The sequence below is a fragment of the Microbacterium sp. genome (assembly GCF_011620715.1).
Taxonomy (GTDB): Bacteria; Actinomycetota; Actinomycetes; order Actinomycetales; family Microbacteriaceae; genus Microbacterium.
Genome location: NZ_WOYP01000009.1, coordinates 1 through 15,404, shown reverse-complemented (window position 1 = coordinate 15,404; position 15,404 = coordinate 1). Strand labels below are relative to the sequence as shown.

The window sequence follows — 15,404 nt, the reverse complement described above, 5'->3', positions numbered from 1 at the left end:
TGCCGACCGAGCGCCGGGTGCAGAACTACTACGGCGTGCGCTGCGACCCGTCGCTCGCCTACGACGCCGCCTTCACGCCCCCCTACGAGGGCGGCGACAACAAGAGCTCGCGCGCGGCCGACCAGGTGCCGATCAGCCGCCGCAACTTCATCGAGCTGTGCGAGAAGCTCACCGTGCAGGACGAGGTCACGTTCGAGGAGCTCTTCCGCCAGCTCGGACTGAGCGTGGACTGGACCCAGACCTACCGCACGATCTCGGACGACACGATGCGGACGAGCCAGCTCGCATTCCTGCGCAACCTCGAGCGCGGCGAGGCGTACCAGGCGATGGCCCCGACGCTGTGGGACATCGACTTCCGCTCCGCGATCGCGCAGGCCGAACTCGAGGACCGCGACCAGCCCGCGGCGTACCATCGCGTGGCCTTCCACAAGTCGGACGGATCCGGCGACGTGCACATCGAGACGACGCGGCCGGAACTGCTGGCGGCGTGCGTCGCCCTGGTCGCGCACCCCGATGACGAGCGCTACCGGCCGCTCTTCGGCTCGACGGTGCGTACACCGCTCTTCGACGTGGAGGTGCCGGTGCTGGCGCATCCGCTGGCGCAGCCCGACAAGGGCTCGGGCATTGCGATGATCTGCACCTTCGGCGACGTGACCGACATCATCTGGTGGCGCGAGCTCGATCTGCCCAACCGCACGATCCTCGGGCAGGACGGCCGACTGATCGCGGATGCTCCGGACGTGATCGTGACGGATGCCGCGCGAGCGGCGTACGCCGAACTCGCCGGCAAGACCGTGTTCAGTGCGAAGAAGCGCGTCGTCGAGCTGCTGCAGGAATCGGAGGAGCTGGAGGGCGCGCCCCGCCCGTTCACGCACTCCGTGAAGTTCTACGAGAAGGGTGACCGGCCCCTCGAGATCGTCTCGACCCGACAGTGGTACATCCGCAACGGCGCCCGCGACGAGCAGCTGCGCGACAAGCTCATCGCACTCGGACGCGAGATCTCTTGGCACCCCGACTTCATGCGCGTGCGCTACGAGAACTGGACCAACGGGCTCACCGGCGACTGGCTCGTCTCCCGGCAACGCTTCTTCGGCGTGCCGATCCCCGTCTGGTATGGGCTGGACGAGCGCGGCGAGCGCGACTACTCGCGCGTACTCACCCCGGACTCCGTGCAACTGCCGGTCGATCCGACGACCGACGTGCCCCCCGGGTACACCGAGGCGCAGCGCGGCGCGGCCGGCGGATTCGAAGGCGAGAAGGACATCTTCGATACCTGGGCGACCTCGTCGCTGACTCCCCAGCTCGCCGGCGGATGGAAGCGCGACCCCGAGCTGTGGAATCTGGTCGCTCCGTTCGACATGCGCCCGCAGGGGCAGGACATCATCCGCACGTGGCTCTTCTCGACCCTGCTGCGCAGTGCCCTCGAGGACGACCGGGCGCCGTGGACGGATGCCGCCATCTCGGGATTCATCGTGGACCCCGACCGCAAGAAGATGTCGAAGTCCAAGGGCAACGTCGTCACCCCCGCGGACATCCTCGAGCTGCACGGCTCCGATGCCGTGCGGTATTGGGCCGCGTCGTCGCGCCTGGGCACCGACGCCGCCTTCGATCCGCAGAACCCCACGCAGATCAAGATCGGCCGGCGCCTCGCGATCAAGGTCCTCAACGCGGCCAAGTTCGTGCTGTCCTTCCCCGTGCCCGAGGACGCCCGGGTGACCCACGCGCTGGACGCGTCGATGCTCACCACCCTCGACGAGGTCGTCCGTGAGGCGACGAAGGCGCTCGATGCCTACGACCACGCACGCGCGCTGGAGATCACCGAGGCGTTCTTCTGGACGTTCTGCGACGACTACCTCGAGCTCGTGAAGGAACGCGCGTACGACCGCTCCGACGTGGGACAGGCTTCGGCCGCCCTCGCCCTTCGCATCGCGATGGCGACGCTGCTGCGCCTGTTCGCGCCGGTCCTCGCCTTCGCCTCCGAGGAGGCCTGGTCGTGGTTCAACGCGGGCTCCGTGCACACCGCCGACTGGCCCGAGCCGCTCGGCATCGAGGGGGACCCCGCGGTGCTCACCGTGGTCGGCGAGGCTCTGATCAGCATCCGCCGCGCCAAGACCGAGGCGAAGGCCTCGCAGAAGACGCCGGTGACCCGCATGGCCATCGCCGCGCCCGCGGCGTCCGTCGCTCTCCTCCAGCTCGCCGAGGGTGATCTGAAAGCCGTCGGCCGCATCGAGGAGATCACGTACGCGGATGCCGAGACCATCGTCGTGTCGGGCATCGAACTCGCCGCACAGGAGGCCTGACATGCAACTCGGCACCCGATGGACCGCCGGGAGTGTGCCGCCGGCGGCGCTCCCCGCGACGATGCGCGCCCAGATCGCGGCGGTCGAAGCGGTCATCCCGGACGACCAGCTCGGGCAGCCGGCGCCGCGCTGGACGCTGACCTGGCTCGAAGGCAAGCCGATCGCAGAGTTGGACACCGGCGTGATCGTCAGCCTCGACGAGGATGGCGAGGCGGTCGTGCATCACGACGACGGCTTCGCCTGACGCGACCAACAGCGCCCGTCGGACCGACCAGGCGTGAGCTCATAGGCTGACGGACATGGCCAACGAGAACCCCCTCCTGTCCCCCAGCACGCTCCCCTACGGTCTTCCGGATTATGCGGCCATCCGCCCTGCGCACTATCTGCCGGCCTTCGACGAGGCGTTCGCACAGCAGAAGGTCGAAATCGGCGCCATCACACGGGTCCGCTCGATGCCGACGTTCGAGAACACCATGGTCCCGCTGGAAATGAGCGGCAGGCTTCTCGGTGACGTGGCCCGCACCTTCTACACCGTGTCTTCGGCGGATGCCACGCCCGAGATACAGCTGATCGAGGAGACACTCGCTCCCCTCATGTCGGCGCACAATGACTCGATCGAGTTGAACTCGGCTCTCTTCTGGCGCATCAAGACGCTGCACGATGCGCTCGACGATCTCGACCTCGAGCCGGAGCAGCGCTATCTCGTGCAGCGGCGATTCCGGGAGATGTCGCATGCCGGTGCAGGTCTGGATGACACCGCGAAGGCACAGCTCACCGCGCTGAACCAGAGACTGTCGACTCTCACCACCTCCTTCGAGAAGAATCTGCTGCGCGACACGAACGATCTGGCCGTCGTGTTCGACGACGTGGCCGAACTCGACGGTCTCGCCGAGGGTGAGCTGTCTGCCGCAGCGCAGGCCGCCGCCGAACGTGGTCTGGCGGGCAAATGGGTCATCACCCTCACGCTCTTCACCGGCCATCCGTATCTCGCATCGCTGACGAACCGCGCCAGCCGCAAGCGGATCTTCGATGCGTCGCGTGCGCGCGGGTCACGCGACGGCGAGAACGACAATCGCCCGGTTCTGCGCGAGATCGTGCGCCTTCGAGCCGAACGCGCGCGTCTGCTCGGCTACGACTCGCACGCCGCCTACATCACGTCCGACGAGACCGCAGGCTCCCCCGGGGCGGTGCACGATCTGCTGCGCCGGCTGGCTGTTCCCGCCGCGCGCAATGCACGCCGCGAGCAGGCGGCACTGCAGGCGATCATCGATGCCGAGCCCGAGCCGTTCCCACTCGATGCGCACGACTGGGCGTTCTACACCGAGAAGGTCCGCGCTGCCGAGTACGACCTCGACCGTGGTGCGCTGCGCCCCTGGTTCGAGGCCGAGCGAGTGCTGCGGGATGGCGTGTTTCATGCGGCGACCGAACTGTACGGCGTGACCTTCGCCGAACGCCACGACCTCGGCGCGTATCACCCGGACGCCCGCGTGTTCGAGGTGCGCAACGCCGACGCGACCACGGTCGGACTTTTCGTGCTCGACCTTTACACGCGCGACACGAAGCGCGGCGGCGCGTGGATGAACTCCATCGTGTCGCAGTCGCGCCTGCGCGGGACGCAGGCGGTCGTGGTCAACAATCTCAACGTCCCCAAGCCGACGGACGGCAAGCCCACGCTCCTGACCCTCGACGAGGTCACGACGCTGTTCCACGAGTTCGGACACGCGCTGCATGGCCTGTTCGCCACGGTCACTTACCCGCATTTCGCCGGCACGAACGTCTTCCGGGACTTCGTCGAATTCCCCAGCCAGGTCAATGAGATGTGGATCTACTGGCCCGAGATCCTCGACACCTATGCGCGTCATTCCGAGACGGGCGAGCCCCTCCCCCGCGACGTCGTAGCGAAGCTGCGCGCATCAGAGGCCTTCAACCAGGGGTTTGCGACCAGCGAGTACCTGGCGGCTTCGTGGCTCGATCAGGCGTGGCACTCGCTGAGCGCCGAGGATGCCGCATCCGAGATCGACGTCGCCGCGTTCGAGGCGTCCGCACTGGCGGACATCGGCCTGGACAACCCGGCGGTGCCGACGCGCTACTCGTCGACATACTTCGCCCACGTGTTCTCGGGCGGCTACAGCGCCGGATACTACTCGTACATCTGGAGCGAGGTCCTCGACGCCGACGCGGTCGAGTGGTTCCGCGAGAACGGCGGGCTCACGCGCGCGAATGGCGATCGCTTCCGTAACCGCCTGCTCGGCGTCGGCGGATCGAAGGACCCGCTCGAGGCGTATCGGGACTTCCGCGGACGGAATGCCGAGATCCAGCCTCTGCTCGAACGTCGGGGCCTTGCGAGTTAGCGCGGTCAGGCGCTCTTGCGGGCCCGACGCTTGATGAAGGTCGGCGCAGCGCCGGTCTGAACGGCATCGCGGGTCACGATGACCTTCTCGACATCGTCGTTCGACGGGATGTCGAACATGATCGGTCCGAGGACGTCTTCGAGGATCGCGCGCAGTCCGCGGGCACCCGTCTTGCGTTCGACCGCGAGGTCGGCGATCGCCTCGAGCGCTTCGGCATCGAACTCGAGTCCGACGCCGTCGAGCTCGAACATGCGCTGGTACTGCTTCACGAGCGCATTCTTCGGTTCGGTGAGGATCTCCATCAGCGCCACCTGGTCGAGCGGCGTGACGGAGGCGACCACCGGAAGTCGTCCGATGAACTCGGGGATAAGTCCGAACTTGTGCAGGTCTTCGGGCCGGACTTCGCTGAAGAGGCTGAGGTCATCGCCCTTGGTGTGCAAGGGGGCTCCGAAGCCGATGCCGTGCTTGCCCACGCGGCTGGAGATGATGTCCTCCAGTCCGGCGAACGCGCCGGCGACGATGAACAGCACGTTCGTCGTGTCGATCTGGATGAACTCCTGGTGAGGATGCTTGCGGCCGCCCTGCGGCGGCACCGAGGCGACCGTTCCCTCGAGGATCTTCAGCAGCGCCTGCTGCACGCCCTCACCCGACACGTCCCGTGTGATCGACGGGTTCTCTGCCTTGCGGGCGATCTTGTCGACCTCGTCGATGTAGATGATCCCGGTCTCGGCGCGCTTGGTGTCGAAGTCGGCGGCCTGGATCAGCTTCAGGAGTATGTTCTCGACGTCCTCGCCGACATAGCCCGCTTCTGTCAGCGCGGTCGCGTCCGCGACGGCGAACGGAACATTGAGGCGCTTGGCGAGCGTCTGGGCCAGATACGTCTTGCCGCAGCCGGTCGGGCCGATCAGCAGAATATTGCTCTTCGCGATCTCGACCTCGTCGGCGCGCTGCTCGGCGGACTGGATCGTGCCGTGCGCGCGGATGCGCTTGTAGTGGTTGTACACCGCGACCGACAGCGCGCGCTTGGCGGCCTCCTGCCCGACGACGTACTCCTCGAGGAACGCGAAGATCTCGCGTGGCTTAGGCAGGTCGAAGTCGGAGACGACCCCGGTCGAGGACTCGGCCATGCGCTCTTCGATGATCTCGTTGCACAGCTCGACGCACTCGTCGCAGATGTACACGCCGGGACCGGCGATCAGCTGCTGCACCTGCTTCTGGCTCTTTCCGCAGAAGGAGCACTTGAACAGGTCGGCACTCTCACCGATGCGCGCCATCAGGCCCTCCTCGTAACGGACGGGGGATCAGACCCCCGCTGCGACGGGACGTGGCCCCGGTCGTACTCCGAGCCTAACCGCTGAGGACGACATGCGCAGGGATTGCGACACGCATTGCGGATGCCGCCGCGGGCGTTCTGCTGACGCCGCCGCGGGGGCACGGCAACGCCCCGCCGCCTTCACGAGGAGGGCGACGGGGCTTCGAGGCATCGGCTACTTGGTGAGAGCCGCCGGCACGCGCTTTCGCGTCGTGAGCACCTGATCGACCAGACCGTAATCGACGGCCTGCATGCCATCGAGGATCTTGTCGCGGTCGATGTCGCGGTTGACCTCCTCGACGGTGCGGTTCGTGTGCTTCGCGAGCGTCTCCTCGAGCCATGTGCGCATGCGCAGGATCTCGGCCGCCTGGATCTCGATGTCGGACGCCTGACCGTGGCCGGCCTCACCCATCGCCGGCTGATGGATCAGCACGCGCGCATTGGGCAGCGCGAGGCGTTTTCCGGGTGCTCCTGCAGCCAGCAGCACGGCGGCGGCCGAGGCGGCCTGGCCGAGCACGACGGTCTGGATCTGGGGAGAGATGTACTGCATCGTGTCGTAGATCGCCGTCATCGCGGTGAACGAGCCACCCGGTGAGTTGATGTACATGATGATGTCGCGGTCGGGATCCTGGCTCTCGAGCACGAGGAGCTGGGCCATGACGTCGTCGGCCGAGGCGTCGTCGACCTGAACGCCGAGGAAGATCACGCGGTCCTCGAACAGCTTGTTGTAGGGGTCCTGGCGCTTGTAGCCGTACGCGGTGCGCTCCTCGAACTGAGGCAGGATGTACCGGCTGGAGGGCATCGCCAGGCCGTTGCCTGCCGTGCCGCCGAAGGTGGGGATGCTCATGTCGCTGTTGTTCCTTCTCATTCGCCTTCGGTCAGTCCTGTTCGGTTCCGCCGCCGCCGACGACGTCGCCCAAGTGGGCGCGGATGTGGTCGACGAAGCCGTAGTCGAGTGCTTCCTGCGCCGTGAACCACCGGTCGCGGTCGCCGTCCTCGTTGATCTGCTCGACCGACTTGCCGGTCTGGGCAGCGGTGATCTCGGCGAGCCGGTTCTTCATCGAGACGATGAGCTGCGCCTGCGTCTGGATGTCGCTCGAGGTGCCGCCGAAGCCGCCGTGCGGCTGGTGCAGCAGCACGCGCGCGTTCGGGGTGATGTACCGCTTGCCCTTCGTGCCGCTTGTGAGCAGCAGCTGCCCCATCGAGGCGGCCATGCCGATGCCGACGGTGACGATGTCGTTCGGCACGAACTGCATCGTGTCGTAGATGGCCATGCCGGCGGTGATCGAGCCACCCGGCGAGTTCACGTAGAGGAAGATGTCCTTCTCGGGGTCCTCGGCGGCGAGCAGCAGGATCTTCGCGCAGATCTCGTTCGCGTTGTCGTCACGCACCTCCGAGCCCAGCCAGATGATGCGGTCCTTCAGCAGCCTGTCGAAGACGCTGGTCGCGATAAGTGGGTCGGCCATATTCACTCCTGATTCGGTGGTCGTGGCTACGAATCTACCGGCGCGCCCGTGCCGACCCGCCCGTGTTCGCCCTGGGCAGAGAACCGCGTCTCGGGCACGCAGCCCGAGACGACCAGGGGGCGGATGCCGCAGCATCCGCCCCTTGGTGGGCGAAGCCTCGCGCCTACTCGGCTGGGGCGGCCTTCTTGGTGCTCTTGCGCTTGGCGGCAGGTTTCTTCGCCGCCGACTCTGTCTCTTCGGCCTCGATGATCGCATCGGCCTCGGCCGCGGCATCCGCGATCTCCTCGGCCTCTTCGACGACCTCTTCCTCAGCGGACTCGTCATCGTCTGTGGCGACGAACCCGGTCAGGTCGACGAGCTTGCCGTTCGTGTCGACGACGACCACCTGGCCGAGCGCGACAGCGAGCGCCTTGCTGCGCGCGACTTCACCTATCAGCGACGGCAGCTGGTTGTTCTGCTGCAGCGCCTCGACGAAGTCCTGCGGAGCCATGCCGTACTGCGCAGCTGACTGGACCAGGTACTGCGTCAGCTCGTCCTGCGAGACCTGCACGTCGAGCTTCTCGGCGACGGCGTCCAGAAGCATCTGCGTGCGGAACTGCTTCTCGCTCGCCTCGGTGACCTCGCCGCGGTGAACGTCGTCCTCGAGGCGACCCTCGCCCTCGAGGTGGGTGTGGACCTCATCCTCGATGAGCGCCGGCGGCACCGGGATATCGACCTGGTCCAGCAGCTGCTCGATGAGCTTGTCGCGTGCGGCATTGCCCTGTGTGAAGCTGCCCTGCTGCACGACGCTCTCTCTGAGGCTCTCGCGCAGTTCGGCCAGGGTGTCGAACTCGCTCGCGATCTGGGCGAAATCATCATCGGCCTCGGGCAGTTCGCGCTCCTTGACGGCTGTGACCCGCACGGTGACCTCGGCCTGTTCGCCGGCGTGGTCGCCGCCGATGAGGGTTGAGCGGAACGTCGTCTCCTCCCCCGCGGTCAGCGAGTCGATCGCCTCGTCGATGCCCTCGAGCAGCTCGCCCGAGCCGACCTCGTACGAGACGCCCTCGGCGCGGTCGATCTCGGCTCCGTCGATCGTGGCGACCAGGTCGAGCTCGACGAAGTCGCCGGTCGAGGCAGGACGATCCACGGTCACCAGGGTGCCGAAGCGTGCACGCAGACGGTCGAGTTCCTCGTCGATAGCAGTCTCGTCGACCTCGATCGCGTCGACCTCGACCGTGGTGCCCTCGAAAGCGGGAAGCTCGAACTCGGGACGGACGTCGACCTCGATCTCGACGAGCAGGTCGCCCGAGAAGTCCTTCTCATTGGGCCATTCCTTGACGTCGGCGCTCGGGCGGCCGAGCACACGAAGCTCGTTCGCCTCGACGGCCTGGCGGTAGAACGTGTCGAGACCCTCGCTCACGGCGTGCTCGATGACGGCCGTGCGGCCGACACGCTGATCGATGATCGGCGCGGGCACCTTGCCCTTGCGGAACCCGGGGATCTGCACGTCCTGCGCGATGTGCTCGTACGCGTGAGCGATGCTCGGCTTGAGCTCATCGGGCGAGACCGTGATGTGCAGCTTCACCCGCGTCGGGGTGAGCTTCTCGACGGTGCTGTTGACCATGCCTGTTCGTTCTCCTTGTGATCGACTGCGCGCGCCGGCGCGGCAGCTGAGGATGAGGGTTGTCGGGGGCCGTGATGTCGATGCGACAGGATGTGAACCTGCGGCCTCCCGAAGCCTCCCCGCCAGAAGCGGTCAGCCACGGTCGTCCCGGAATCGCGGGTCTCCTTGCATGGGCAGGGAAGGCTACGACGGCCCGTGTCCGAGTCTATCCGATCGTTCCCGGTCTCTTCGGGTCAGTGGAGATGGCCTACCGCTGGGCCGCGGCTCTCGCCGGTCAGATGGATGCGCCGAGGGAACCCAGCAAGGAGCGCTCGAGAGAATCGGTCGCGCGGTCGATCGGCATCCCCAGCACCGTGGTCAGGTCGATGATCACTCGTTCGTCGAACAGCGTGATCCACATCAGTGCCGCGTACCCGGGGTCCTGATCGGGGATGATCCCGTCATCGATGAGTCCCTGGATCGCGGGATGCAGAACCTGGTCGTACAGGCCGGACACGAATTCGTCGTCGCGGGCGAGCCGCTCAGCGAAACCCTCGGCGCTGCGGATGTAGGTAGCTGCCCGAGCCCACCGCAGGCAGCTGACGCCCCACGCCCGGCAGATCTCGTGTACGAGTCTGCGTCCTCGGTGGTGCTCGGCGAGGTCGCGCATGCTTTCGACCAATCCTGTGACGTGGCGCCGGTAGAACTCCTCGCGCAGGTCACCCAGGTTGTCGAAGTGCCGGTAGACGGTCGCCGTGGCCACGCCGGATTCGCGAGCGAGATCAGGCAGGGAGAAGTCCAGTCCCTTCTCCTCGAGAAGCCGGCCCATGACATCCAGCAGCAGATCCCGGGTGCGCGCCCGGTCAGATCGTTCACGTTTGGGCGTCACCTCCCCATCCTCCCCCGCAACGATCACCGCGCGATTGTAACAGGCGCATTAATCGGGGAATAAGTTCCCGTTTCGCGGCCATACGGCCCGCTGCTCCTGAGGCACACTCGTGTCAACGAAGAAGTTCTTCCCGTTTCACTGATGACCATCGCCCATGCCTGGAGGACCCATGACACGACGCACCTTCGTCGCCGGCGCGGCCCTGGCCGCATCCGCCGCGCTGCTGGCCGGATGCGCCGGAGCTGCGCCCGATTCTGACACCGCCGTCACGTCCAGCGCCGACACGGTCACCGTCGGGGTGCTGTCGATGGCGCAGGTCCAGCTGCTCGACGACGTGATCGCGGCGTTCGAAGAGTCCGTGCAATCCGAGTTGGGTAAGGACGTGCAGGTCACCTTCGACGTTCAGAACGCGAACGGAGATCAGTCCCTGATCACCAGCATCGCCCGCAGCTTCGCGAGTTCGGACTACGACGCGTTCGCGGTGGTCGGCACGCCGGCCGTGATCGCGATGGCAGCCCAGATCAAGGATCGTCCGATCTTCGCGCTCGCTATGGGCGACCCGGTCGGCGCGGGAGTCGCGCAGAGCCTGGAGGAGCCGGGTGGGAACGTGACTGGCAGCATCGACTACGTCGATCCAGCACTCCTGATCGCGGACTTGCAGCAGCTCCACCCGGACATGCAGACAGTCGGTACGGTGTACGACCCGTCGAACCAGAACATGCAGATCTGGGTGACGGCGGTGAAAGACGCGGCAGCGGCCGCGGGCCTACAGGTTTCGGAAGCCACGATCGCCGGCAGCGCCGAAGTGGCGCAGGCCGCACGCAGCCTCGTCGGACGGTCGGACGTGACCTTGATCGGACCAGACGGCACGGTGATCGCAGGTCTCGACGCGGTCGGGGCGGCGATGAGCGGCTCCTCCATCCCCCTCTACGTCGTCGGCGGAGACGTCACGGTCCCCGGCGTGGCGGGCAGTCTCGGTCCCGACTATCCCTCCTTGGGGGCTTCCGCGGGCATGGGAGCGGCGGAGGTGCTCGCTGGCGCGGACCCGGCCACGGTGCCGTTCGCGCTTCCCGGCGAGGTGGAGATCGTCCTGAACGCCGAGTACGCCGACACGCTAGGCATCACGGTGCCCCCGTCGCTGGCCGACCGCGTCGTGCAGCAGTGACCGCGGACCCACAGGATCGGTCATGATCGAGAGCATCCTCGTCGACACCCTGGTGACCGGCCTTCCACTGCTGCCGGCATTCCTCGGGATCTACTTGATCCTGCGGATCCGTGAGGACTTCGACCTGACCGTCGAGGGGAGCTTCGCCCTGGGCGGGGCGGTCACCGCGGTCGCGATCACCGGTGGCGTCCCCGCCTGGCTCGCGCTACTGGCAGGCGTGGCCGCCGGGTCGCTGGCCGGTCTCATGACGGCTCTGCTGAATTTGCTGCTGAGGATCCCCGTACTGCTTGGCGGACTTGTCATGAGCATGGGCCTGTTCACAATCACGCTGCGAGTGCTCGGGATGCCGACGGTGAGCCTCATCGGCGCGGACACGATCTTCAGCTCGATCGCGCCCGCACCCGGCCGCGGCGCAGACCTTGCGACGTCAGCGCTGCTCGCCGTCATCATCGCTGTGGTCTTCACCGCCTTCGCGCTGTTCCTCAAGACGGATCTCGGTCTTTCGCTGCGGGCCAGCGGGGTGAACGTGCGGATGGTCCGCAGTCAGGGCGTCAATGACCGTGCCCTGCTTGTGCTCTCCCTCATGGTGTCCAACGGTCTGACTGCGCTCAGCGGCGGCCTGCTCACACAGGTACAGGGCTTCGCCGACGTCAACATGGGCGTGGGCACTTTCGTGGCCGGTGCGGGCGCCGTGCTGCTGGGGGTGCTGCTTCTGAACCCCGGCGGCTCGAATGTGGTCCGGATCGTGCTGGCCGTGATCGTCGGCGGCCTGATCTACCGGTTCATCCTGGTGGCCGCGCTGCGGGCGGGACTGCCCGCGGGCGATCTGAAGGGCATCACCGCGCTCACGCTCGTGGCAGCGGTCGCCGCGCAGGCGTACCTGGCGCCGGCGCTGGCGCGCTACCGCATCCGCTGGGGCGTCTCTCGCCGGTCGGCGCCGCCCCCGCCCCCGCCGGCGCCCATTCCGACCGCGACCGAATTGGAGGCCCGCCATGCCTGAACCTACGCTGCGTCTGGACCGGGTGCGCCTGGTGTACAACCCGGGCAAATCCGATCAGGTAATCGCACTCGATCACATCGATCTCGACGTCGCGCCCGGCGAGTTCGTGACCGTGATCGGATCCAACGGCGCCGGCAAGAGCAGCATCGTGCAGATCGTCAGCGGCGCGGTCCGGCCGACCCAGGGCCGTGTGAGCATCGACGGCGCCGACGTGTCACGATGGCCCGATTACCGACGGGCGGGCCTGGTGGCGCGCGTATTCGACGACCCGCGGGTGGGCACCGCGCCGGATCTGAGTATCGAGGACAACCTCGCGCTCGCTCTGGAGCGGGGCCGGCGGCGCGGATTAGGGCTCGCCCTCACCGCGCGTCGGCGTCGCCTCATGCGGGAGCGGTTGGCCGGCCTCGGTCTGGGGCTCGAGGACCGGCTGCACGAACGGGTCGGGCTGCTCTCGGCGGGTCAGCGCCAGAGCCTCACGATGATCATGGCCGGGCTGGTCCGCCCCCGCGTGCTTCTTCTCGACGAACACCTCGCCGCCCTCGACCCGGCCACGGCCGGGCGAGTGCTGGCGCTGACCCGCGACCTGGTCGCGGAGATGGGATGCACCACGATGATGATCACCCACAACATGGAGCACGCTCTAGAGATGGGGACTCGACTGCTCCTCATGTCGCGCGGCCGGGTGCTCGCCGACCTGGACGGCGCGGCGAAGCAGCGGATGGATACCGCCGGCCTGGTCGATCTGATCCGTAAGGCGGGCGACAGCGTCGGGGACCGGACGTTGTTGCCCGAGCTGGAGACGGAGGTGGCGTGATGACCACGATCGATGGGATCGACCTGGAATTCGCCACGCTCGACGAGATCCACGAGGCGGCACTTGCCCGGCTGGACCCCGGCGTGAGGGACTTCCTCGAGGGGGGAGCAGGGGAGGAGGTCACTCTGCGGCGGAACCGGGCGGCGTTCGACAAGTGGGCATTCGTTCCCCGCATCATGAGCGGGGCCGGCGCCCCCGACATCTCCGGCAGCTTCCTCGGGATCGACCTGGACATCCCGGTCATGACCGCCCCCTTCGGCACGGACGGCCTGTTCGACCCGGACGGGCACGTCGCGGTGGCGCGCGCGAACGAGGGCGCCGGCACCGTCAGCATCGTGCCCGAGGCGGGAACCTTCGCCGTGGAAAGAATCGCCGGGGCCGCTCCCGGTGCGGCCGCGATCGGACAGTTCCACCCGCTGGGAACCGACCAGACGTTCCTCACGATGATGCGCCGTTACGAGGCCGCCGGCTACCGCGCGCTGTGCCTGACCTGCGACTGCCCGACGGGCGGATGGCGGGAGCGGAATCTGCGCAATCGTTTCTCCCCCGACGAGAGCATCATCGCCGGGAACTACCCAGGCGGCCCGGAGGAGTACGGCCCGATCTTCGGTCAGCTGTTCGCGCAGACTGCGCCGATCTGGACCTGGGATCGTCTCTCGTCGCTGCTGGGGCAGGGCACGCTCCCTTGGATCGCGAAGGGAATCATGACCGTGGTGGATGCTCGCGCCGCGCTGGCCGCGGGCGCGTCCGGGCTGCTCGTCTCCAATCACGGCGGCCGTCAGCTCGACGGTCAGCGTGCGTCGCTGGAGGTGCTGCCCGAGATCCGGGACGCGGTCGGGCCGAACGTGCAGATCGCGTTGGACAGCGGCATCCGCCGCGGATCGGACGTGGTGAAGGCGATCGCTCTCGGTGCCGACGCAGTCGTGATCGGCCGGCTGGCGGTCTACGGACTCACCGCGGGCGGAGAGCGCGGGGTCGCCCGCGTGATGGAATTGCTGGGCGCCGAGATCCGTAACATCCTGGCCCTACTCGGGCGAGGCAGCCTCGCCGAGATCGGCCGGGACGCGGTGATGCGGGTGACGGACTGATGCCGAAACTGCGACGAGCGCCGGGCCAGAGCCCGATGCTTCCGGGGGCAGTGCTGGCGGGGAATCTCGCTTTCACCTCAGGCATCGTCTCGCCGCGCGTGCTTCGCGCGCTCGGCGCGGACTCCACGCCCGACGTGGACTTCCGCGCCGAGGCCGACGACGCACTGGACGCGCTTCTGACCGCGCTCGCGGCCGTCGGGGCGACGGCGGAGAACGTCGTGAAGCTGGAGGCCTTTCTCGCCGACCCGGCCGACTTCCTGGCGTGGAACGACGCCTTCCTGCGGATCTGGCCGGAGCCGGGGCCAGCACGCACGACGCTCGTGTCGGCGTTCGCGCTGCCCGGGGTGAGGATCGAGCTGCAGGCGGTCGCGGCGGTCTAGCGCCGCGCCTACACAGCGTAGGGGTCGCCGGCGACGGCGACATCGGTCTCCAGCATCCGGTCGATCGCCTCGTCGGCCAGCCCCGCCTCGCGCAGGACCTCGCGCGTGTGCTCACCGAGGCCCGGCACGACCAGGACGCCACGCGCCTCGGTGCGGCTCAGGCGCGCCATCCGACCCTGGGTCCACAGCGAGCCGGCTGCGCCGGCGACCGGTGTCTCGTGCACGACTTCGGACTCCTGCAGGGCGGGGTCAAGCGCGAGGTCCATGACCGAGCGGACCGCGACGGCGGGGACGCCGATGTCGGTGAGGGCGGCGACGACCTCATCGGACGGCCGCGCTGCGAACGCTCCGGCGATGATCGCGGCCCGCTCGGCGTCGTCGGCCGGAAGCTCCCCCAGCATGCCCGTGAGCGCGGCTGCGGCGGCGTCCGTCGTCGCCTGCAGCCGCACCCAGCCGTTCGCGGTGGCGTACAGACTGTCGAGGGCGGACGGTCCTGCGAAATCCTGCCCGCCTCGCAGCGCCGGTGCCCGCCCCTCGAAGCGGACGAGTTCGCCGGACTGCATGAGCGCGGCCTGGCCCGCGAGCGACGTCCACACCCGCTGTCCATCGCCGGTCCGACCGCGGTGATAGAGCGCGAGTACTGCACCGAGGGCCGCCATCGCTGCGGAAGCGACGTCGTTGACGGGAATGGAGAGGAACACGGGTTCGGCGTCGCCGCCCTGAGCTGTCATCATTCCGCTGAGCGCCTGCAGGACAGGGTCGAACCCGGGATCGCTGCCACGCGGGCCGCCCTCTCCGAACCCCGTGACCGAGACGGTGCTGATGCGGGGATTCACGTCGCGGAGCCGGTCGTAGTCGATGCCGAGCCGTTGCAACACGCCGGGGCGGTAGTTGTCCATGACGAGGTCCGCCCCTCGTACGAGGGTGAGGAAGGCATTGTGCCCGTCCGGCTTCTGCAAGTCGAGAACAAGGCCCCGTTTGCCCTTGTGGAACCCTGCGAAACCCAGCATCATGCCGCGCAGTCCGTCGCCGGAGCGCGGCTCGAGCTTGATCACGT

At 67.8% G+C, this 15,404-nt stretch carries 14 protein-coding genes; 8 read left to right on the top strand and 6 right to left on the bottom strand.

The genetic code is table 11. The features are described from left to right. The 3 genes from valS to QZV84_RS01340 form a co-directional block, all read left to right on the top strand. Window positions 1-2,300, top strand: a 2,300-nt coding sequence (gene valS, locus QZV84_RS01350) for a valine--tRNA ligase (protein WP_292824190.1), incomplete at its 5' end; no start/stop codon positions are given. A gap of 1 nt (window position 2,301) precedes the next feature. Next, window positions 2,302-2,544: a hypothetical protein gene (locus tag QZV84_RS01345; RefSeq protein WP_292824187.1), complete on the top strand. Its 243-nt coding sequence runs from the start codon at window positions 2,302-2,304 to the stop codon at window positions 2,542-2,544. 55 nt (window positions 2,545-2,599) lie between these two features. Then, window positions 2,600-4,651: a M3 family metallopeptidase gene (locus QZV84_RS01340; protein ID WP_292824184.1), complete on the top strand. Its 2,052-nt coding sequence runs from the start codon at window positions 2,600-2,602 to the stop codon at window positions 4,649-4,651. Between the two features lie 5 nt (window positions 4,652-4,656). Here QZV84_RS01340 and clpX read toward each other — a convergent pair whose 3' ends face one another. The 5 genes from clpX to QZV84_RS01315 form a co-directional block, all read right to left on the bottom strand. Next, a complete protein-coding gene (clpX, locus tag QZV84_RS01335) occupies window positions 4,657-5,925 on the bottom strand; it encodes an ATP-dependent Clp protease ATP-binding subunit ClpX (RefSeq protein ID WP_292824181.1) in 1,269 nt (422 codons plus the stop codon). A 213-nt stretch (window positions 5,926-6,138) separates the two neighbouring features. Beyond that, a complete protein-coding gene (locus QZV84_RS01330; protein ID WP_292824178.1) occupies window positions 6,139-6,810 on the bottom strand; it encodes an ATP-dependent Clp protease proteolytic subunit in 672 nt (223 codons plus the stop codon). Window positions 6,811-6,841: 31 nt separating this feature from the next. Beyond that, the gene (locus tag QZV84_RS01325; RefSeq protein ID WP_292824175.1) at window positions 6,842-7,429 is read right to left on the bottom strand and encodes an ATP-dependent Clp protease proteolytic subunit; all 588 of its coding nucleotides are present in this window, start codon (window positions 7,427-7,429) and stop codon (window positions 6,842-6,844) included. A 163-nt stretch (window positions 7,430-7,592) separates the two neighbouring features. Next, window positions 7,593-9,032, bottom strand: coding sequence for a trigger factor (gene tig, locus QZV84_RS01320; RefSeq protein WP_292824172.1), 1,440 nt, complete (start codon window positions 9,030-9,032; stop codon window positions 7,593-7,595). 274 nt (window positions 9,033-9,306) lie between these two features. Beyond that, on the bottom strand, window positions 9,307-9,900 hold the full coding sequence (locus QZV84_RS01315; protein ID WP_292824169.1) for a TetR/AcrR family transcriptional regulator: 594 nt from the start codon (window positions 9,898-9,900) through the stop codon (window positions 9,307-9,309). Window positions 9,901-10,069: 169 nt separating this feature from the next. Here QZV84_RS01315 and QZV84_RS01310 point away from each other — a divergent pair, with 169 nt between their 5' ends. The 5 genes from QZV84_RS01310 to QZV84_RS01290 are packed head-to-tail and all read left to right on the top strand — an operon-like array spanning window position 10,070 to window position 14,347. Further along, entirely contained in the window at window positions 10,070-11,065 is a 996-nt protein-coding gene (locus QZV84_RS01310; protein ID WP_292824166.1) for an ABC transporter substrate-binding protein, read from the top strand. Window positions 11,066-11,087: 22 nt separating this feature from the next. Further along, window positions 11,088-12,065 carry an ABC transporter permease gene (locus QZV84_RS01305; RefSeq protein WP_292824163.1) on the top strand — a complete coding sequence of 326 codons (978 nt, stop codon included), beginning with the start codon at window positions 11,088-11,090 and terminating at the stop codon, window positions 12,063-12,065. Between the two features lie 22 nt (window positions 12,066-12,087). Beyond that, window positions 12,088-12,879, top strand: coding sequence for an ATP-binding cassette domain-containing protein (locus tag QZV84_RS01300; protein ID WP_292824160.1), 792 nt, complete (start codon window positions 12,088-12,090; stop codon window positions 12,877-12,879). Continuing rightward, window positions 12,879-13,967, top strand: coding sequence for an alpha-hydroxy acid oxidase (locus QZV84_RS01295; RefSeq protein ID WP_292824157.1), 1,089 nt, complete (start codon window positions 12,879-12,881; stop codon window positions 13,965-13,967). The genes QZV84_RS01300 and QZV84_RS01295 overlap by 1 nt, the downstream gene beginning before the upstream one ends. Beyond that, on the top strand, window positions 13,967-14,347 hold the full coding sequence (locus QZV84_RS01290; protein ID WP_292824154.1) for a Rid family hydrolase: 381 nt from the start codon (window positions 13,967-13,969) through the stop codon (window positions 14,345-14,347). Before QZV84_RS01295 ends, QZV84_RS01290 begins: the two co-directional genes overlap by 1 nt. Before the next feature lie 8 nt (window positions 14,348-14,355). Here the strand turns inward: QZV84_RS01290 and QZV84_RS01285 are convergent. Continuing rightward, window positions 14,356-15,404: CoA transferase (locus QZV84_RS01285; RefSeq protein WP_292824151.1), on the bottom strand; the 1,049-nt coding region annotated here is incomplete at its 5' end.

Coding starts and splice junctions, on each gene's coding strand:
- QZV84_RS01330 (WP_292824178.1), bottom strand. CDS start 6,810: ATGAGCATCCCCACCTTCGGCGGCACGGCAGGCAACGGCCTGGCGATG.
- tig (WP_292824172.1), bottom strand. CDS start 9,032: ATGGTCAACAGCACCGTCGAGAAGCTCACCCCGACGCGGGTGAAGCTG.
- QZV84_RS01345 (WP_292824187.1), top strand. CDS start 2,302: ATGCAACTCGGCACCCGATGGACCGCCGGGAGTGTGCCGCCGGCGGCG.
- QZV84_RS01290 (WP_292824154.1), top strand. CDS start 13,967: ATGCCGAAACTGCGACGAGCGCCGGGCCAGAGCCCGATGCTTCCGGGG.
- QZV84_RS01310 (WP_292824166.1), top strand. CDS start 10,070: ATGACACGACGCACCTTCGTCGCCGGCGCGGCCCTGGCCGCATCCGCC.
- QZV84_RS01295 (WP_292824157.1), top strand. CDS start 12,879: ATGACCACGATCGATGGGATCGACCTGGAATTCGCCACGCTCGACGAG.
- QZV84_RS01325 (WP_292824175.1), bottom strand. CDS start 7,429: ATGGCCGACCCACTTATCGCGACCAGCGTCTTCGACAGGCTGCTGAAG.
- clpX (WP_292824181.1), bottom strand. CDS start 5,925: ATGGCGCGCATCGGTGAGAGTGCCGACCTGTTCAAGTGCTCCTTCTGC.
- QZV84_RS01340 (WP_292824184.1), top strand. CDS start 2,600: ATGGCCAACGAGAACCCCCTCCTGTCCCCCAGCACGCTCCCCTACGGT.
- QZV84_RS01305 (WP_292824163.1), top strand. CDS start 11,088: ATGATCGAGAGCATCCTCGTCGACACCCTGGTGACCGGCCTTCCACTG.